Below are 19,140 nucleotides of genomic sequence, written 5' to 3' on the forward strand. Positions count from 1 at the left end.
TTCTCTTGCGAATTATCAGAATTTCATTTATAGTAAAGAGTAGATGGATAGGGAGCTATCTTTTATTTTTACTCAAAAAATGAATGAGTATTCATTCAATTCGGTAATGGGGGAGATAATATGAAACAATCTATCAAGCGTGCAGCTGTTTTAGGTTCTGGAGTAATGGGATCCGGCATTGCTGCTCATTTGGCGAATTGTGGGATACCCACAATAATGCTTGATATCGTGCCGAAGGAATTAACAAAAGAGGAATTGGCTAAAGGTCTTTCATTAGAAGATAAGGTTGTACGGAACAGAATTGCTACTCAAAGCAGAAAGTCGTTGCTAAAGCAGAAGCCTGCAGCACTAACTACTAAAAAGAGCCTTGACTTAATCGAAGTTGGAAACATGGAAGATGATATGGACAAATTGGCAGATGTGGACTGGATCGTTGAGGTTGTGGTGGAAAGCCTTCCTATTAAGAAAAAGGTATTTTCCCGAATTGATAAGATTCGTAAGCAGGGTGCAATTGTAAGCTCCAACACCTCGGGGATATCTGTTGAAAAGATGGCCGAAGATTGTTCAGAGGATTTTAAAAAGCATTTTCTCGGAACCCACTTTTTTAACCCACCTAGATACTTAAAGTTATTAGAAATTATTCCAACAGTAAAAACGGACCCAGAAGTTGTTACCTTCATGAAAAAGTTTAGTGAAGATGTTTTAGGTAAAGGGGTTGTAGAAGCAAAAGACACCCCGAACTTTATCGCGAATAGAATCGGAACCTATGGCTTACTGATAACAGTAAGGAAAATGCTGGAGGGTGGCTATAGCATTGGAGAAGTTGATTCCGTTACAGGACCGATGGTTGGCCGACCAAAGAGCGCAACGTTTCGTACTCTCGATGTTGTTGGATTGGATACATTTATCCACGTGGCCAAAAATGTCTATGATCAAGTAGATGGAGAAGAAAAAGAAGTATTTACAGTGCCAGACTTTATGAAAGAAATGTTAAATAGGGGTTGGCTTGGAGCGAAATCAGGACAAGGATTTTTCCTGAAAAAGAAAGGGAAAGATGGCAGTGCGATCTATGAACTAAACACCGAAACGTTGGAATATGAAAAACGGAAAAAGTTAAAATCTGCTGCTATGGAAATGGCAAAGCAGGAAAAAGGAACACGCGGAAAATTGAAAGCGCTTGTAAACGCGCGAGGAGATAGGGCTGGAGATCTTGTTTGGTCCGTGCTCAAACCTGTTCTCTTATATTCCGCCAGACTTTGTGGTGAGATAGCGGACGACGTATTATCAATCGACCAGGCAATGAAGTGGGGATTTGGTTGGGAATTAGGACCATTTGAAACATGGGATGCAATTGGTGTGGAAGCTTCTGTAACAAGAATGAAGGAAGAAGGGGAAGACATACCAGAATGGGTAGAAAACATGCTGGAGAGAGGTGTCTCTTCCTTTTATAAACAAGAGAATGGATCCTCCTTTTTCTATCAAAAGGGTGAATTTATCCAGCAGGAATTTAATAAAAAAGAAATCCATTTAAAACGGCTAAAAGAAAGTAATGGTGTTATAAAAAAGAATGCAGGTGCTAGTTTCATAGATTTAGGGGACGGCGTAGCAGGACTAGAATTCCATTCGCAGGGTAATTCCATTGGACTTGATATTATCCAGATGATGAATCATGCAATTGAAGAGACGGAAAAAAATTACGAAGGCCTTGTCATTGGGAACCAAGGAAAGAACTTCTGTGTTGGCGCAAACCTCGCCATGATGCTAATGGAAGCACAGGACCAAAACTTCATGGAGTTGGACATCGTTGTTCGGCAATTTCAAAACATGGCACTGCGAATTAAATATGCTGCGAAACCAGTAGTAGCGGCACCGTTTAATATGGTTCTTGGTGGAGGGGCAGAAGTATCATTACCAGCAGCAGCCATACAGGCTTCACCTGAAACATATATCGGATTAGTTGAGTTTGGCGTCGGTTTGATCCCTGGTGGTGGAGGAACAAAAGAATTGTACTTAAAGCAACTACGTAATTTGCCAAAGGGTATTCAGTTTGATCTTACCAAAGTGGCCAATGATGTATTTGAAAAAGTAGCAATGGCTACAGTTTCTAAATCTGCTGCGGAAGCAAGAGAGAATGGATTTTTACATGCGACAGATTCAATTAGTGCAAATCCAGACCACCTATTATATGACGCTAAAGAGAAAGTGCTTGCCCTAGCAAAAGCTGGCTACCAACCTCCACTTCCTGAGCAAATCCCAGCGGTAGGAGATTCAGGCTATGCAGCAATGCTATTGGGCGCTCAAAACTTACACAGGAGTGGCTATGCTTCAGAGCATGATGTAAAGATAGCGGAGAAACTGGCATACGTTTTATCAGGTGGGCGTATGAAAGAAGGAACACTCGTTAATGAACAAGCGATGCTTGATTTGGAAAGAGAAGCGTTTCTTAGTTTAATTGGAGAGCCATTGACCCAACAAAGAATGCAACACATGTTAGTAAAAGGAAAACCATTACGCAATTAAATGCAGAGGGGGAAAAGTTGTGAAGGAAGCAGTTATTGTAGCAGGGGCAAGAACACCAGTCGGTAGAGCTCATAAAGGTTCTCTAGCTGAAAGCCGTCCAGATGATCTTGCCGCTTTAACGATTAAGGAAACATTAAGACGGGCTGGTAACTATGATGGCACGATTGACGATGTCATAATTGGTTGCGCCATGCCAGAAGCAGAGCAAGGAATGAATATGGCACGTAACATTGCTGGCCTGGCAGGCCTAAAGCATGATGTTCCGGGAATCACGGTGAACCGGTATTGTTCATCAGGTCTACAGAGTATTGCTTATGCAGCAGAACGCATTATGGTAGGTGCCAGTGATACCATTATCGCTGGTGGCGCTGAGTCAATGAGTTTGATCCCGATGGGTGGGCACGTGATTAAGCCCAATTCAAAATTGGTGCAACATGCTCCTGGTTATTATATGGGGATGGGGCATACAGCTGAAGAGGTGGCAAACCGATTCAACATCTCGCGTGAAGAACAAGATGCATTCGCTGTAAGGAGTCATGAGAGGGCTGCAAACGCAATTAAAAATGGGAAATTTGCCGAAGAAATCGTGCCCGTTGAATTAACAAAGAGACAGATGAACACAAAGAATAAAATAGAAGAGAAGCACACTAAATTTGAAATGGATGAAGGAGTTAGAGCTGGGACGACTACAGAAATATTAGCAAAGCTTCGACCAGCATTTCATGTTAAAGGTTCGGTAACAGCTGGAAACTCTTCTCAGATGAGTGATGGTGCAGCATCTGTCCTTTTAATGGATAGGGAAAAGGCACAAGCTGAGGGATTATCACCACTCGTTAAGTTTCGCTCTTTCGCAGTCGCTGGAGTGGAACCAGAAATTATGGGGGTAGGTCCAGTTGAGGCGATACCAAAGGCTGTAAAACAGGCAGGTTTAGAGCTTTCAGATATTGACTTATATGAATTAAATGAAGCCTTTGCTGCACAAGCAGTTAGGGTAATACACGCCCTAGATCTTGATGTAAATAAGGTAAATGTAAATGGTGGGGCTATTGCGCTTGGTCATCCGCTCGGTATGACGGGCACAAAGCTTACTTTAAGTCTTATTCACGAAATGAAACGTGAGCAAATCCAATTTGGCGTTGTCACAATGTGTATTGGCGGTGGAATGGGAGCAGCTGGTGTATTTGAACTTATATAGTCTGGTTAGAAACTGAAAATCATAATAAAGGGGAAATGGATGATGAGTGAAACAAAGGCTAAGTTGTTTAAGGGCGGAGCATTTTTAGTAGAAGATTTGACAGCAGATGATGTGATCACCCCCGAAGATTTTACTGATGAACATAAAATGATAGCGAAGACGACCGAGGATTTTGTAATAGGGGAAGTACTTCCTAAGGTGGAAAACTTGGAAAATCACGAGTTTGATTATTCTGTTGAACTTTTAAAGAAAGCAGGAGAACTTGGGTTATTAGGTGCAGATGTACCTGAAGCCTATGGAGGCCTTGCTCTTGATAAAATCAGCTCTTCGTTGATTACAGAGAAATTTTCTAGAGCAGGCGGGTTCTCTGTTACACACGGAGCACATGTAGGAATTGGCTCATTGCCAATTGTCTTCTTTGGAAATGAAGAACAAAAAGAAAAGTATCTTCCAAAACTTGCTACTGGTGAGTTACTAGCAGCATATGCCCTAACAGAACCAAGTTCAGGATCTGACGCATTAGGTGCGAAGACTACTGCAAAATTAAACGAAGCAGGGACGCATTATATATTGAATGGAGAGAAACAATGGATCACGAACTCTGCTTTTGCAGACGTGTTTGTTGTATATGCAAAAATTGATGGCGAGCATTTTTCTGCTTTTATTGTAGAAAGAGAGTATCCAGGAGTTTCTACAGGTCCAGAAGAGAAAAAGATGGGAATCAAAAGTTCCTCTACTCGTACACTGGTTCTTGAGGATGCTGAAGTTCCAGTAGAAAACCTACTTGGTGAAAAGGGTCGTGGTCATGTCATTGCCTTCAATATTTTAAATGTTGGTAGGTATAAGCTGGCTATAGGTGGAGTTGGGGGTTCGAAACGGGCGCTTGAGCTTGCTGTTAAATATACTAATGAGAGAAAACAATTCCAGACACCGATCTCAAGCTTCTCTTTAACAAAGGAAAAGCTTGGAACAATGGCCGCTGAAATTTATGCCAATGAGAGTGCAGTTTATCGTACGGTTGGACTGTTTGAACAACGAATGGGCTCCTTAACAGAGGAACAGTTAAAAGATGGTAGGGAGGTAGCGCGGGCGATTGCGGAATACCAAATTGAATGTTCCATGAATAAATACATGTGTACCGAATTATTAGATTTCACTGCCGATGAAGCAGTTCAACTACATGGCGGGTATGGGTTTATGCAGGAATATGAAGTGGAACGTATCTACCGCGATTCCCGAATTAACCGAATTTTTGAAGGAACAAATGAAATTAATCGTCTTCTTGTTCCAGGGACGTTGTTGAAAAAAGCAATGAAAGGTGAGCTACCATTATTGCAAAAGGCACAAAATCTTCAGGAAGAACTCATGATGATGATGCCGGAAGAAGTAGGCGATGAAACACTAGCCCAAGAAAAATATTTACTAAGAAATGCGAAAAAGATGGTATTACTTGGTGCAGGACTCGCCGCACAGAAATATATGAAAAAGCTTGAAAAGGAACAAGAAATTCTTGTTAACCTTGCAGATATGACAGCAGAAGTGTACAACATGGAAGCGGCCATTTTGAGAACTGAAAAGGCGATAAATAAATCTGGATTGGAAAAGAATAAATTAAAACTGCAATATACACAGGTTTATGTTCAGGAGGCATTTAATCGTATTGAAGCCGATGCGAAAGAAACATTAATCGCTGTTGAAGAAGGCGATACGTTAAGAATGATGCTTTCTTCATTGAGAAAACTTACACGTCACACACCAACAAACGTTGTAGCGAAGAAAAGAGAAATTGCAGAGCAAATAATTGAGGAAGAGAAGTATATCGTTTAATCATAAATGCGCTTAAAGCCAAACGCATTCGAATTTTCACGAAATTATTCGAATGATCGTTTGGCTTTTTGCTTTTAAAGACACACGTCTTTTTATGGATTGATGTGTCATTTGCTTATATCAACCATTCAACTCGTCATGTCTATTACATATTTGCTATAATAGAAGCAAATAAATGAGTAGGGTGGTTAAGTCAATGGCACTTACGTTTTATTGGTACCCAAATTGCGGTACTTGCAAGAAAGCCAAAAAATGGTTGGAAGAAAATCAGGTTGATTTCCATGCCGTTCATATTGTGGAAAATACACCGACCGAGGAAACAATTCTTGAATTAATTAAGAAGAGTGGACTGCCAGCAAAGAAATTTTTTAATACGAGTGGTAAAAAATACCGAGAAGGAAATATTAAAGAGAAAATAGCGAATGCCTCCGACGAGGAAATGGCAGCTATTCTAGCAACAGATGGGATGCTTATAAAACGCCCGATTGCTACAGACGGTCAGAAGGTGACAGTCGGTTTCAAGGAAGAAGTTTATAACGAGGCTTGGGGGTCAGAATAAATTTCTGACTAGAAAAATACGTGCAAATTGGGTTATAGTTAAGATGGATTACATAATGGAGGGATGACAATGAGCATACCAAAGGACTTATTATATTCTAAGGAACATGAGTGGGTTAAAAAGGAAGACGGCAAACTCCGTATTGGGATTACCGATTTTGCTCAGGATGAACTGGGAGACATCGTATTTGTTGAGCTGCCAGAAGTTGGAGACAAATTAGAACTTAACGAACCATTCGGTAGTGTAGAATCTGTAAAAACAGTGTCTGAATTATATGCTCCAGTTAGTGGAAAAGTAGTAGAAGTGAATGCAGATTTAGAAGACAGCCCTGAGTTCGTTAATGAATCCCCATATGAGAAAGCTTGGATGGTAGTAATTGAGCCATCTGAAGAAGCGCAATTAGATGAACTTCTGAACGCTGAGTCATATGAGGCAGTGCTTAACGAAGAAGAATAAAGAATAAAAAGGGAGGCTAACGTGCATCTTTATAAAAGTTGTATAGTTAGCCTTCTTTTCTTCATATACTCTTATTAGGAATTAATTTTGTAAAAAAACATTTTGCTTGATTTTCGAGGAGAGCTATGTAACCATGTCACATGAAAATGAGAAAGTAATCATTGTAGAGGGTTTAACAGATAAACGACAAGTTAAAAAGGTTATTACAGATGAAGTAACGATTGTTTGTACGAATGGAACACTTGGAGTGGAACGTCTAGATGAATTACTTGAGACTTATGAGCTTGACTATAAAGACGTGTATATTTTGGTGGATGAAGACTATTCAGGCATAAAGTTACGTAAGCAGTTGGCGAGAGAACTCCCACATGCTGAACATATATATGTCAGCAGTGAATATCGTGAGGTCGCGACAACACCTGAACAAGCGCTTGCTACAGCGCTGGTAAGTAAACGGATAGCGGTTAACCCTCTATTTTTATTATGAGGCAGATTGGTTAGGTGATTTTTTGCAAGAAATAACAACGAAAAAACTTAATGATGGCGATTATTTGCTTTATATCTATACTCCTTTTTGTGGTACCTGTGCACTTGCAAGAACCATGCTGGAAAAAATTGAACAAGTGCACAAGGAAACCATTTTCTATGAGATGAATGCATCCCTTTATCCAGAGTTTATGATCGAGAACCAGGTGGAAAGCGTACCTTGTCTTTTCATTATGAAAGATCATCAGATAAAGGAAAAGGTTTATGCCTTTCAATCCATCCCTAATATTTATAGTTACTTGATGGAGTATAAACCAGAACTTTTTGTAAAAAATTAATCTTAAATTATTTATTGACACAGTAAAAGTAGCATGATAGTATAATTCTTATCGAATTTAAGTGGATAAAAAAATAGACTCTTATCTTGAGCGGTGGAGGGACTGGCCCTGTGAAACCGCGGCAACCTTCAACTATTTTAATAGTTGAAAGGTGCCAATTCCTGCAAAGTGAAAACTTTGACAGATGAGAGAACGTGAAGACGACTAACTACGTCATTCTGTTCTTTCAGAATGGCGTTTTTTGTGCTATTTGGGCATACTATTGCCGAGGTTTACTAAGGAGGATTAACGTGATATCAATAGAAGGTTTGAGTAAGGTATTTACTTCAAACAAAAGCAGCGTGACTGCAGTACAAAATTTAGATTTAAACATAAATGATGGCGATATATTTGGTGTGATTGGCTACAGTGGTGCTGGGAAAAGTACATTTGTCCGTTTGCTCAATAGACTTGAAGAGCCCACGGGCGGTAGCATTAAGATTAACAATGAAGATATTACCGCGATGACTGCTCGCCAGCTACGCATTGCAAGACAGGATATTGGCATGATATTTCAGCATTTTAACCTGCTTTGGTCGAGAACAGTGGAGGATAATATTGCGTTTCCGTTGGAGATTTCTGGAGTAGCTAAATTGGACAGGCAAAAGCGTGTTCAAGAGCTCATCGATCTTGTTGGGCTATCAGGAAAAGAGAAGGCATACCCTTCCCAATTAAGTGGTGGACAGAAGCAACGTGTTGGGATAGCGAGGGCTCTAGCCAATAATCCGAAAGTATTGCTTTGTGATGAGGCAACATCTGCACTAGATCCGGAAACAACGAATTCTATTTTGGACCTATTGGTAGATATAAATAAGCAGTTTGGTTTAACGATTATATTAATAACCCATGAAATGCATGTAATTCGTAAAATATGTAATCATGTTGCCGTCATGGAGAGTGGAAAAGTAGTGGAACAGGGCGAAGTAATGGATGTCTTTCTCCATCCTCGTCAGCATGTAACCAAGAAGTTTGTGGAACAGGTAATGGGCAACGGTGAGGAAGATGAAAATATTCATGGCATTACAGAGGTATACACAGAAGGGAAAATTATCCGGCTTCATTTCATTGGTGAAACAACCAATCAGGCGCTTATTAGCCAGCTTGCTAAGAAGTATGAAGTGGAGATCAATATTCTGCAAGGAAAAATTACACAGACACAAGCTGGGGCATATGGAACTCTAATCGTACAAATTGCAGGGAATGAAATGGATGAAGCGGTTCGGTATATTAAAGAAAAATCCTCTGTGGAAATGGAGGTGATTAAGGATGTTAAATGATTTATTCCAGAGCATTAAAGTAGAAGATTTAATTGAAGCAACAAAAGAAACCTTCTATATGACGATCATAGCGTTAATAGGTACTTTTATTCTTGGAATTTTACTTGGTTTACTTCTCTATCTGACTTCTAAAGATGGGATTTGGAAAAATAAAAGCTTCCATTTTGTTGTATCAGCAGTGGTGAACGTTTTTCGTGCCATTCCTTTTATCATTTTAATTTTCTTGTTATTCCCGTTCACTAATTTCCTAATTGGGACAATACGTGGTCCTGAGGCTGCATTACCCGCACTAATTATTGGTTCTGCACCATTTTATGGAAGACTAGTAGAAATTGGCCTTCGCGAAGTAGATAGAGGTGTTGTCGAAGCAGCAAAGGCTATGGGAGCAAAAACGAGAACGATCATATTTAAAGTGTTATTGCCAGAATCCATGCCAGCGTTAATATCCGGTATTACAGTAACAGCTATTGCGCTCATTGGTTATACCGCGATGGCTGGAGCAATTGGAGCTGGTGGATTGGGGAGCTATGCATACTATTCGGGCTTTATGCGTCGAGACTTTGATATCGTGTTCCTTTGTACCGTACTCATTGTGATCATTGTATTTATCTTCCAATTTATTGGAGATATTATAGCAACTAAACTAGATAAACGATAAAACAGAAGAAGGAGTTAATTAAAAATGAAAAAAATTCTAATCCTAGTATCATTATTGGCTGTTTTTGCGTTAGCCGCTTGTGGCGGTGGGGATGAGTCTACATCTGAAGGTGATACCAATACAATTAAGGTAGGAGCTTCTAGTATTCCGCATGCTGAGATCTTGGAAGAAGCAAAGCCACTGCTTGAAGAGGAAGGCATTACATTAGAGGTAGAGCCATACGAAGATTATGTTCTACCGAACGATGATTTAGCAAATGGCGAGATTGATGCAAATTACTTTCAACATATCCCATACTTAGAGCAAACCATTGCTGATACTGGATATGAGTTAACAGAAATTGGTGGTATTCATATCGAGCCAATTGGTGTTTATTCCAAAGATATTCCGAGTGTAGATGATATCCCGGAAGGCACTGAAGTTATAATGAGTAATTCCGTACCTGACCATGGACGAATTCTTTCCTTGTTTGAATCAAAAGGGTTAATTACCCTTGATGAAAAGGTGGACAAAGAAACGGCAACAGTAGATGATATTGTGGAGAATCCTAAGAAGCTTGAATTCTCACCGGATTATAACGCAGAGTTACTTCCAGAATACTATAATTCAGAAGAAAATGTACTTGTTGTCATCAACACAAACTTTGCTATTCAAGCGGGTCTAAATCCACTTGAAGATTCGCTTTTTGTGGAAGGTGAAGAATCTCCTTATGTAAATGTTATCGCGGTAAGGGAAGAAGACAAGGACGATGAAGCACTAAACAAGCTTGTAGATGTTCTTCATTCAGAAGAGATACAGAACTTTATATTGGAAGAATATGAAGGTGCAGTTGTCCCAGTTGGCGGAAAAGAATAAAAAATTGCAAATCTTGAGGATGCGCGTGTAAACAGCAGTTATCTAAAAGAACTTTTGGAAGGGCACAGTATAATTTCTCAAATGAACAAATATAGAAGTAAAACCCTCTAAAGAGGTTTATAACTGAATTGTTCAGGGTACCGTATTGTGATACATTTATTCATGTACACAAAACGAAAGGATGGTTCACTATTAATAGTGGAATAAGCATGAACTATACTCCAGAAATGGAAAAGGGCATGCAACAAGCACATAAAGTGCCTTACGCCGAGTATGAGAGAAAATTGGAAACTCGTCTAGAAGTGGAGAAAAGCCGCCAAAAGGAATATGAAAAAAGCAAAGCGCTCATAAATAATTTGGATAAAATGTAAATGGATTAGACCCTCATGAAAATGAGGGTCTATTTTTGTGAAGATGTAGAATCTCCAATGATTTGACGTTATTTCAAGTAGACTTGCAATCAGCCATTTTTGTGTATTAAAATGAGTGGGAAATGTTATGAACTAGATAACCTAAAAAAGTTGATAATAAATTTGAAATGCTTTAAGATTGTAATGAGAATAAATTGAGAATGGATATTGAATCCGTTTGAAAATAAGAAAAAAATAGTAGTTGGAGGTATCGTTATGGCTGGATCTACGTTAGAAATCAAGAATCTTCATGTATCAATTGAAGGCAAAGAGATATTAAAGGGTGTTGACCTTACTATAAAAGGTGGAGAATTCCACGCAGTGATGGGACCAAACGGAACAGGTAAATCGACATTGGCATCAGCTGTTATGGGACATCCTAAGTATGAAGTGACAGAAGGAAGCATCTTGCTTGATGGTGAAGATGTATTAGAAATGGAAGTAGATGAACGTGCACGTGCAGGCCTTTTCCTTGCAATGCAGTACCCAAGTGAAATCAGTGGTGTAACAACTTCAGATTTCCTACGCTCTTCTATGAACGCACGTCGTGAAGAAGGAGACGAAGTTTCTTTAATGAAATTTATTAAAGAAATGGATAGTGCCCTTGATTATCTTGAAATTGATAAAAACATGGCACAGCGTTATTTAAATGAAGGATTCTCAGGGGGAGAGAAAAAGCGTAATGAAATCCTTCAATTAATGCTATTAAAACCAGAAATTGCTATTTTGGATGAAATTGACTCTGGTTTAGATATTGATGCTCTTAAAATCGTATCCAAAGGAATTAACAAGCTTCGTGATGAAAACTTTGGTTGCCTGATTATTACGCATTACCAACGCTTGTTGAACTATATTACACCAGACCATGTACACGTTATGATGCAAGGCCGTGTTGTTAAATCTGGTGGACCTGAACTAGCGCAACGCTTAGAAGCAGAAGGTTACGAGTGGATTAAAGAAGAACTTGGTATCGAAGACGAAACAGTTGGGCAAAACGCGTAATAGTTAGGAGGGATACTATGTCTGTTGAAACAAAGCTTCCATATGACAAAGAATATATTAATCAGTTTTCCAAGGATAACAATGAGCCAGAATGGATGAATTCTCTACGTCTTCAAGCTTTAGGGCAAATTGAGACGCTTGAATTGCCAAAACCTGATAAAACCAAAATCGGTAAGTGGAATTTCAGTCGTTTTAAGCACTTAGCAGAAGGTGAAAAAATCTCATCATTAAAAGAATTGCCTGAGGCATTAGAAGGCTTTTTAGATGAAGAGAATATTCCGGAGAATCTTTTAATACAGCGAAATCACTCGGTTGCTTATGCAACACTCAGTGAAGAATTAAAGGAACAGGGTGTCATCTTTACAGATATTTTTACAGCCCTTCAAGAACATGAAGATCTTGTAAGAAGGTATTACATGAAGGATGCTGTTTCGGTTGATGAGCATCGTTTAACAGCACTACATGCTGCATTAATGAATGGTGGGATTTTCGTTTACGTTCCTAAAAACGTAGAAGTGAAAGTACCACTACAAGTTATCTTCTGGCAAGAGGATCCAGAAGCAGCATTGTTTAATCATGTGCTGGTCGTTGCCGATGAAAACAGTTCACTAACTTATGTAGAAAACTACATTTCTTATAATGAAACAGAAGAAACACTAGCAAATGTCGTAACAGAGGTAATTGCTCAGAATAATGCGAAGATCTCTTTTGGAGCAGTAGACAACTTTGCAGCAGGTACTACGGTATATAACAATCGTCGTGGAGTCGCCTACCGTGACGCAACGATTGATTGGGCCCTTGGCCAGATGAATGAAGGAAATACAGTGTCTGAAAACATTACGCACCTTGTTGGAGATAATTCACTATCCAATGCGAAAACCGTTTCTGTTGGGCGAGGAAAACAAACACAGAATTTCACAGCGAAGATTGTGCATTTCGGTAAAAACTCTGAAGGCTATATTCTACAGCATGGTGTTATGAAGGATAGTGCTACTTCCATCTTTAACGGAATTGGAAAAATTGAACACGGTGCTTCTAAATCGAATGCTGAGCAAGAGTCTCGCGTATTAATGTTAAGTGAAAAAGCTCGTGGAGATGCCAATCCAATATTGCTAATTGATGAAGATGATGTAACAGCAGGTCATGCTGCATCTGTTGGTCGTGTTGATCCATTACAATTGTATTACCTTATGAGCCGTGGTATTACCCAGGCTGAAGCAGAGCGTCTTGTTATTCATGGATTCTTAGCCCCTGTTGTAAACCAGTTGCCAATTGAATCTGTTAAAAATCAATTGACTGAGGTTATTGAAAGGAAGGTATACTAATGGATCTACATGCCATTAGGCAAGAATTCCCGATTTTAGATCAGGAAGTGAATGGCCACCCATTAGTTTACTTGGATTCATCTGCAACCTCTCAAAAACCCAAAAGTGTGATAGAAGCATTAGATACGTATTATAGGCAAGATAATTCTAATGTCCATCGTGGTGTTCATACACTGGGTACACGGGCTACTGATAAGTACGAGGGCGCTAGAGAGAAAGTACGTAAGTTTATTAACGCAGAAACTACGAAGCAGGTCATTTTCACACGTGGAACGACTACTGCAATTAATACCGTAGCTTATAGTTATGGACGGGCAAACTTAACAGAGGGTGATGAGATCGTGATCACCCCTATGGAACATCATAGTAATATTATTCCATGGCAGCAAGCAGCTAAAGCTACTGGAGCAACGTTGAAATATATACCACTCCAGTCGGACGGAGCGATAAGTTTGGAAGATGCAGCTAACACGATCACGGCTAATACCAAGATCGTAGCAATTAGCCATGTATCCAATGTATTAGGTACCGTTAATCCCATAAAGCAAATAGCTGAACTTGCCCATAAGCATAATGCTGTAATTGTTGTAGATGGTGCTCAAGGTGCGCCACATATGAAGATTGACGTACAGGACTTAAACTGCGATTTCTATGCTTTTTCCGGCCACAAGATGTGCGCTCCAACTGGTATCGGTGTATTATACGGAAGAAAAAACCTGCTAGAAAACATGGAGCCATTTGAGTTTGGTGGAGAAATGATTGACTTTGTTAACCTTTATGACTCCACTTGGAAAGAACTTCCTTGGAAATTTGAAGGTGGTACGCCAATTATTGCTGGTGCAATCGGGCTTGGAGCAGCAATTGATTTTCTCAATGAAGTTGGCATGGACAATATTACCGAACATGAACAAAAAATCGTGAGTTATGCAATGGAGAAGCTTTCCACGATGGATGGAATTACAATATTCGGTCCAGAAAAGCGAGCAGGATTAATTACCTTCAACTTGGATGATGTACATCCACATGACACAGCGACTGTTCTTGATGCGGAAGGAATTGCTGTAAGAGCAGGCCATCATTGTGCACAGCCATTAATGAGATGGCTTGAAGTAACGGCAACTGCCAGAGCCAGCTTTTATTTATACAACACAGAAGAGGACGTTGATCGTTTGGTCGATGGACTTTTAAAAACGAAGGAGTATTTTGGTGATGTCTTCTAATAACCTTGATACACTATACAGACAGGTCATCATGGATCATTATAAAAACCCTCGTAATAAAGGAAATATTGAAGGGGATGTACTAACGGTTGATATGAATAACCCTACCTGTGGCGATCGTATTCAGTTACAAATGCAGGTAGAAAATGGTGTTGTAAAAGATGCCAAATTCGATGGGGAAGGTTGTTCTATCAGTATGGCTTCTGCCTCCATGATGACACAAGCAATAAAGGGAAAAGAAATATCGGATGCACTAAAGCTTTCCAAACTTTTCTCCAACATGATGCTTGGAGAAGACTTGGATGCCGAAGACTTAGACTTCGGAGACATGGAAGCACTGCAGGGAGTTGCAAAGTTCCCAGCAAGAATTAAATGTGCTACTTTACCATGGAAAGCAATGGAAAAAGGTGTAAATGACGAGTGAAAATAGAAAAATTTGATGGGAAAGATATCTAATAGGAGGTTATAAAATGGCTAAAGAAATGCCGGAAATGGAAGAGTATAAATATGGCTTTCATGACAAAGACGTTTCGGTTTTTCGTTCTGGAAAAGGACTGACCCGTGAAATCGTGGAAGAAATCTCCAACATGAAAGAAGAGCCTCAGTGGATGCTTGACTACCGCTTAAAAGCGTTAGAGCATTTTTACAAAATGCCAATGCCACAATGGGGCGGGGATTTGTCAGAACTTAACTTTGATGAAATTGTTTACTATGTAAAGCCTTCAGAAAGACAAGGTAGAACATGGGATGAGGTACCAGAAGAAATCAAGCAAACTTTTGATAAATTAGGTATTCCTGAAGCAGAACAAAAGTACCTTGCAGGAGTTTCTGCACAGTACGAATCAGAGGTAGTGTACCACAGTCTTAAAGAAGATCTTGAAGAGATGGGTATCGTGTTTAAAGATACAGATACTGCACTTAAAGAAAATGAAGATCTTTTCAAAGAATACTTTGGAAAGGTAATCCCGGCAACAGATAATAAATTCTCTGCGTTGAATTCGGCTGTATGGTCTGGAGGATCTTTCATTTATGTTCCAAAAGGTGTACAGACAAGCACGCCATTGCAAGCATATTTCCGAATTAATTCAGAGAATATGGGGCAATTTGAACGTACGCTGATCATCGTTGACGAAGGGGCTTCTGTGCACTATGTTGAAGGTTGTACAGCGCCTGTTTATACAACAAACTCCTTGCACAGTGCAGTAGTTGAAATCTTCGTCAAAAAAGATGGGTACTGCCGATATACAACGATTCAGAACTGGGCAAACAATGTCTATAACCTTGTAACGAAGCGTGCTACTTGTGGTGCGAATGCTACAATGGAATGGATTGATGGAAACATTGGTTCTAAGCTGACAATGAAATACCCAGCAGTTCTCTTAACAGGTGAAGGGGCAAGAGGTATGACGTTGTCCATCGCTATAGCTGGTAAAGGCCAGCACCAGGATGCTGGTGCAAAAATGCATCACCTGGCACCAAACACGTCATCATCGATTGTATCGAAATCTATTTCCAAACATGGTGGGAAAGTATCTTATCGCGGTATTGTACACTTTGGACGTAAGGCATCTGGTGCCCGCTCCAACATTGAGTGTGATACCTTAATTATGGATAACGAATCCACTTCGGATACAATTCCATACAATGAAATTAATAATGATAACATCTCACTTGAGCATGAAGCGAAGGTTTCTAAAGTTTCCGAAGAGCAACTGTTCTATCTAATGAGCAGAGGCTTGAGCGAGGAAGAAGCTACTGAGATGATCGTGATGGGCTTCATCGAGCCATTTACAAAAGAACTACCAATGGAATACGCAGTAGAAATGAACCGTCTAATCAAGTTCGAGATGGAAGGTTCAATCGGATAATATCATGAGACCCTTGTCACCACTCTGTTTGTGACAAGGGTATTTTTATAAACTTGTCCACCAACCAATTGTGGCAAGTTTCCCCCAATTAAAACGTTGATACATCATGAATTGTAAAACTAGAAGAGGCCTTTGTGATTACATAAATCTTAGAATCAATCTATGAATCTGCCAAAACAGGAAAAGTTGCTATACTTTAACTAACTATACAAGGGAGTTGTTATAAATGATTAGAGTAGCATTATTAAGCAGATGGCATGTACATGCCGATGATTATGCTAGCGATATTCAGGAAAATGATGATGTAGCAATTAAGTTAGTTTGGGATGAAGAAAGTGACCGGGGTGAAAAATGGGCAAAAGAACTTGGTGTTCCATTTGAACAGGATTTAAACAATGTACTGTCTAATCCAAATATTGATGCAGTTATTGTGAGTTCACCGACAAATATGCATAAAGAGATTATTATTGCGGCTGCAAAACATAAAAAACATATTTTCACTGAAAAGGTCTTGGCATTTACTGTGAAAGATTGCGAAGAAATTTATCAGGCAGTGCATGAAGCTGGTGTTGAATTGATGGTTTCCCTGCCAAGAGTTACGGATAACAACTATTTATTTGCTGAAAAATCAATTAAGGAAGGCTGGGTCGGAAAAGTCACTATGGTTCGTTGTCGTTTCGCTCATAACGGCGGTGTAGCACCTGAAGGCCAAGAGTATGGTTGGTTACCTAAACAGTTCTTTAACAAGGAACAGGCTGGTGGTGGGGCAATGATCGATCTTGGTGCCCATCCCATTTATTTAACGAACCGTTTAGCTGGAAAGGCGAAGGGTGTATATGCACGTCTGCAAAACAAGGTGGATTCCAACGTAGATGATAATGCTGCACTTTTAATAGATTACGACTCAGGTGCACTTGGAATAATTGAAACAAGTTTTGTTTCACAAGGTAGTCCTTTCCAATTGGAAGTATACGGTACAGAAGGGACATTACGTATTAGCGGTGATCAAATAACTGTAAATAGTATTCATGTGAATGATAGCAAACAAACAGAGATGACAGAAGCATTAACCGTGTTGCCAATGCCGATGGTTCAATGGATTCGTGCTATAGATTCAGGTGAAACACCAACCATTACGAAGGAAGATGTACTCAATTTAACATTAGTAAATGAAGCAGCATCCAAATCAAATGAGATAGGGGAACGAATTGATATAGAGAAGGATTTTAGGGGCTATTAAATGGGCCTAGGGATTTCGAAAGCTTTTAAAGGACAGTGCCCGTATCCAACAGAGAAAAGAAGACTTATCGAAACGGGGTTAAAATACGATTCAAGAAATATAGATAATCTTTATTAATCGAACCTCCTATTATATAGGAGGTTTTTTAGGTTTAAACATGTGCACTGCCTATGTTTCAGTTCAAGGATTACTATTTAAAAGTAGACCTATAAACAAACTATATAGTTTACCCCGTAATAATCTCTTCACCAGGGTACTTTATTTTCGTTCTAGCTGGCTTTGCAATTGAGAAAGCTAACGTCAATGGGCCAATTTTTCCAAGGAACATAATAAGGATAATAACAATTTTCCCTGGAATTGTTAATGATCCAGTCAGCCCCATGGAAAGTCCAACTGTGCCAAATGCAGAAGTCACCTCGAATAAAATAGCTAAAAACGGACTATTTTCTGTTATAGATAAAACAAAGACACCTACGACTAAAAACAACATGCCCAAGAAGGTAATGGCAAGTGCACGCAATATAATGGATTGTTTAATAGCTCTTTTACTAATTACTAATTCTTCTTTTCCTTTTAGAAAAGAGATAACAGAAAATAAGATGACAATAAAGGAAGTTAGTTTTATTCCCCCCGCTGTGGAAGCACTTCCTGCTCCAATAAACATTAAAAGAATAATAAAGAATATCGTTGGCTCTCTTAAGCTAGCAGTATCTAATGAATTAAAGCCAGCAGTACGTGGTGTGACCCCTTGAAAGTAAGATGCCCATAATTTATCACTTAAAGTTGTAAGACTACCCAATGTATCTGGGTTTGTATACTCAAGTAAAAATACAATAAACATGGCAGCTACATTTACGAGAAGTGTCCCAACGATCATTAGTTTTGTATGTAGGGCTAGTTTTTTAAAGCGCTTCGTTTTCCAAATATCGACTAAGACGGTAAAGCCTATCCCACCAAGAATAAATAAAGAGGTAATGGCAATATTTACGATTGGGTTTCCAACATAGCTCATTAAGCTATCCTGCCATAATGCAAACCCTGCATTATTAAAAGCTGATATAGAATGAAATAAGCTGTAATACGTTCCCTTTACCAAGCCAAAGTCTGGCACCCAGGCAAAAGATAATAAAATAGCACCCATTAGTTCAATTGTAATTGAAAAAATAAATAAATATTTTATGAGTCTGATGATTCCTCCAAATGAGTTCTGGTTCAGTGATTGCTGTACCACTAGTCTTTTCTTTATACCTATTTTCTTTCCTAGAATCATAGCGATTAACACAGCAAACGACATGATTCCAAGTCCGCCGATTTGGATTAAAATTAAAATAACCAGTTGGCCAAACAAGGTAAACGATTGCCCCGTATCTACAACAGCTAAGCCAGTAACAGTCATAGCTGAAGTAGAAGTGAAAAATGCATTGATCCAGCTAATTGATCCTACTGTGGCAAATGGTAACTTAAGCAATATACTACCTAAGATTGTGGAAATAACAAATACAATAAGTAAAAGTTGAGGGGGTGTACATTTTATACGTAATCTCACTTTAAACTCCTACCTCTCCAAACTATTATTAACACTCCATGAATATTGCTAAATAACGAGACTAATAGAGAAAATGTAACAGTTATACCCTGTTCTAATATTTCATCCCCTCAAGAAATAAACGTATCTAAGAAAGATGAGCGGTTGGAATTAAAGCATCTCTTTTCTATTCCAACTGAATAGCAGTAACTCCTCAGATAAAATCATTATCGAAAAAAGAAGTGTATGAAATTAAGCTTAAATTACTCCTATTTTGTTACAAAGTCAATAACATTTTAACCAACTCTTTTAAACGGTATAAAACTGGCTGTACACTGTT

Annotated in this window: 18 protein-coding genes and 1 riboswitch; of the genes, 17 read left to right on the plus strand and 1 reads right to left on the minus strand. The window is 39.1% G+C overall.

The features are described 5' to 3' along the window. Positions 1 to 120: 120 nt before the first annotated feature. The 17 genes from AC6CHS_RS11955 to AC6CHS_RS12035 all read left to right on the plus strand — a co-directional run bounded on the left by AC6CHS_RS11955 (position 121) and on the right by AC6CHS_RS12035 (position 17,275). Entirely contained in the window at positions 121 to 2,520 is a 2,400-nt protein-coding gene (locus tag AC6CHS_RS11955; RefSeq protein ID WP_498236330.1) for a 3-hydroxyacyl-CoA dehydrogenase/enoyl-CoA hydratase family protein, read from the plus strand. A gap of 19 nt (positions 2,521 to 2,539) precedes the next feature. Continuing rightward, on the plus strand, positions 2,540 to 3,715 hold the full coding sequence (locus tag AC6CHS_RS11960) for an acetyl-CoA C-acetyltransferase (protein WP_498236332.1): 1,176 nt from the start codon (positions 2,540 to 2,542) through the stop codon (positions 3,713 to 3,715). Between the two features lie 42 nt (positions 3,716 to 3,757). Continuing rightward, complete coding sequence (locus AC6CHS_RS11965; protein WP_498236334.1) at positions 3,758 to 5,542, plus strand: acyl-CoA dehydrogenase FadE; 1,785 nt, start codon at positions 3,758 to 3,760, stop codon at positions 5,540 to 5,542. 196 nt (positions 5,543 to 5,738) lie between these two features. Beyond that, positions 5,739 to 6,101, plus strand: a complete 363-nt coding sequence (locus AC6CHS_RS11970; RefSeq protein ID WP_498236336.1) for an arsenate reductase family protein — start codon at positions 5,739 to 5,741, stop codon at positions 6,099 to 6,101. 69 nt (positions 6,102 to 6,170) lie between these two features. Beyond that, positions 6,171 to 6,557: a glycine cleavage system protein GcvH gene (gene gcvH, locus AC6CHS_RS11975; RefSeq protein WP_498236338.1), complete on the plus strand. Its 387-nt coding sequence runs from the start codon at positions 6,171 to 6,173 to the stop codon at positions 6,555 to 6,557. A 133-nt stretch (positions 6,558 to 6,690) separates the two neighbouring features. After that, positions 6,691 to 7,044: a toprim domain-containing protein gene (locus AC6CHS_RS11980; RefSeq protein WP_058950550.1), complete on the plus strand. Its 354-nt coding sequence runs from the start codon at positions 6,691 to 6,693 to the stop codon at positions 7,042 to 7,044. Between the two features lie 22 nt (positions 7,045 to 7,066). Then, complete coding sequence (locus AC6CHS_RS11985) at positions 7,067 to 7,381, plus strand: thioredoxin family protein (RefSeq protein ID WP_498236340.1); 315 nt, start codon at positions 7,067 to 7,069, stop codon at positions 7,379 to 7,381. Between the two features lie 78 nt (positions 7,382 to 7,459). Next, a riboswitch (SAM riboswitch) is annotated at positions 7,460 to 7,572 on the plus strand. Positions 7,573 to 7,671: 99 nt separating this feature from the next. Then, on the plus strand, positions 7,672 to 8,697 hold the full coding sequence (locus AC6CHS_RS11990) for a methionine ABC transporter ATP-binding protein (protein WP_498236342.1): 1,026 nt from the start codon (positions 7,672 to 7,674) through the stop codon (positions 8,695 to 8,697). Further along, positions 8,687 to 9,355: a methionine ABC transporter permease gene (locus AC6CHS_RS11995; RefSeq protein WP_498236344.1), complete on the plus strand. Its 669-nt coding sequence runs from the start codon at positions 8,687 to 8,689 to the stop codon at positions 9,353 to 9,355. The genes AC6CHS_RS11990 and AC6CHS_RS11995 overlap by 11 nt, the downstream gene beginning before the upstream one ends. Before the next feature lie 24 nt (positions 9,356 to 9,379). Beyond that, a complete protein-coding gene (locus AC6CHS_RS12000; RefSeq protein WP_498236346.1) occupies positions 9,380 to 10,210 on the plus strand; it encodes a MetQ/NlpA family ABC transporter substrate-binding protein in 831 nt (276 codons plus the stop codon). A 209-nt stretch (positions 10,211 to 10,419) separates the two neighbouring features. Next, complete coding sequence (locus AC6CHS_RS12005; protein ID WP_182858757.1) at positions 10,420 to 10,581, plus strand: YuzK family famiily protein; 162 nt, start codon at positions 10,420 to 10,422, stop codon at positions 10,579 to 10,581. A gap of 255 nt (positions 10,582 to 10,836) precedes the next feature. Next, positions 10,837 to 11,622 carry a Fe-S cluster assembly ATPase SufC gene (gene sufC / locus AC6CHS_RS12010; RefSeq protein ID WP_036574850.1) on the plus strand — a complete coding sequence of 262 codons (786 nt, stop codon included), beginning with the start codon at positions 10,837 to 10,839 and terminating at the stop codon, positions 11,620 to 11,622. A 17-nt stretch (positions 11,623 to 11,639) separates the two neighbouring features. After that, positions 11,640 to 12,947 carry a Fe-S cluster assembly protein SufD gene (sufD, locus tag AC6CHS_RS12015; RefSeq protein WP_498236349.1) on the plus strand — a complete coding sequence of 436 codons (1,308 nt, stop codon included), beginning with the start codon at positions 11,640 to 11,642 and terminating at the stop codon, positions 12,945 to 12,947. Further along, positions 12,947 to 14,167 (plus strand): cysteine desulfurase, encoded by a 1,221-nt coding sequence (locus AC6CHS_RS12020; protein WP_498236351.1) that lies wholly within the window; start codon positions 12,947 to 12,949, stop codon positions 14,165 to 14,167. Before sufD ends, AC6CHS_RS12020 begins: the two co-directional genes overlap by 1 nt. Beyond that, positions 14,157 to 14,591, plus strand: a complete 435-nt coding sequence (gene sufU / locus AC6CHS_RS12025) for a Fe-S cluster assembly sulfur transfer protein SufU (protein ID WP_036574842.1) — start codon at positions 14,157 to 14,159, stop codon at positions 14,589 to 14,591. Before AC6CHS_RS12020 ends, sufU begins: the two co-directional genes overlap by 11 nt. Before the next feature lie 46 nt (positions 14,592 to 14,637). Continuing rightward, complete coding sequence (gene sufB / locus AC6CHS_RS12030) at positions 14,638 to 16,035, plus strand: Fe-S cluster assembly protein SufB (protein WP_498236353.1); 1,398 nt, start codon at positions 14,638 to 14,640, stop codon at positions 16,033 to 16,035. Between the two features lie 226 nt (positions 16,036 to 16,261). Continuing rightward, on the plus strand, positions 16,262 to 17,275 hold the full coding sequence (locus AC6CHS_RS12035) for a Gfo/Idh/MocA family protein (RefSeq protein ID WP_498236355.1): 1,014 nt from the start codon (positions 16,262 to 16,264) through the stop codon (positions 17,273 to 17,275). A 226-nt stretch (positions 17,276 to 17,501) separates the two neighbouring features. Here AC6CHS_RS12035 and AC6CHS_RS12040 read toward each other — a convergent pair whose 3' ends face one another. After that, entirely contained in the window at positions 17,502 to 18,821 is a 1,320-nt protein-coding gene (locus AC6CHS_RS12040) for a TrkH family potassium uptake protein (protein ID WP_498236357.1), read from the minus strand. Between the last annotated feature and the right edge of the window lie 319 nt (positions 18,822 to 19,140).

Source organism: Oceanobacillus sp. GQ8, assembly GCF_059758495.1.

Excerpts from the sequence above, each read along its gene's own strand:
- AC6CHS_RS11955 (WP_498236330.1), top strand. The coding sequence starts at position 121 with ATGAAACAATCTATCAAGCGTGCAGCTGTTTTAGGTTCTGGAGTAATG.
- AC6CHS_RS11965 (WP_498236334.1), top strand. The coding sequence starts at position 3,758 with ATGAGTGAAACAAAGGCTAAGTTGTTTAAGGGCGGAGCATTTTTAGTA.
- AC6CHS_RS11970 (WP_498236336.1), top strand. The coding sequence starts at position 5,739 with ATGGCACTTACGTTTTATTGGTACCCAAATTGCGGTACTTGCAAGAAA.
- gcvH (WP_498236338.1), top strand. The coding sequence starts at position 6,171 with ATGAGCATACCAAAGGACTTATTATATTCTAAGGAACATGAGTGGGTT.
- AC6CHS_RS11980 (WP_058950550.1), top strand. The coding sequence starts at position 6,691 with ATGTCACATGAAAATGAGAAAGTAATCATTGTAGAGGGTTTAACAGAT.
- AC6CHS_RS11995 (WP_498236344.1), top strand. The coding sequence starts at position 8,687 with ATGTTAAATGATTTATTCCAGAGCATTAAAGTAGAAGATTTAATTGAA.
- AC6CHS_RS12000 (WP_498236346.1), top strand. The coding sequence starts at position 9,380 with ATGAAAAAAATTCTAATCCTAGTATCATTATTGGCTGTTTTTGCGTTA.
- AC6CHS_RS12005 (WP_182858757.1), top strand. The coding sequence starts at position 10,420 with ATGAACTATACTCCAGAAATGGAAAAGGGCATGCAACAAGCACATAAA.
- sufC (WP_036574850.1), top strand. The coding sequence starts at position 10,837 with ATGGCTGGATCTACGTTAGAAATCAAGAATCTTCATGTATCAATTGAA.
- sufD (WP_498236349.1), top strand. The coding sequence starts at position 11,640 with ATGTCTGTTGAAACAAAGCTTCCATATGACAAAGAATATATTAATCAG.
- AC6CHS_RS12020 (WP_498236351.1), top strand. The coding sequence starts at position 12,947 with ATGGATCTACATGCCATTAGGCAAGAATTCCCGATTTTAGATCAGGAA.
- sufU (WP_036574842.1), top strand. The coding sequence starts at position 14,157 with ATGTCTTCTAATAACCTTGATACACTATACAGACAGGTCATCATGGAT.
- sufB (WP_498236353.1), top strand. The coding sequence starts at position 14,638 with ATGGCTAAAGAAATGCCGGAAATGGAAGAGTATAAATATGGCTTTCAT.
- AC6CHS_RS12035 (WP_498236355.1), top strand. The coding sequence starts at position 16,262 with ATGATTAGAGTAGCATTATTAAGCAGATGGCATGTACATGCCGATGAT.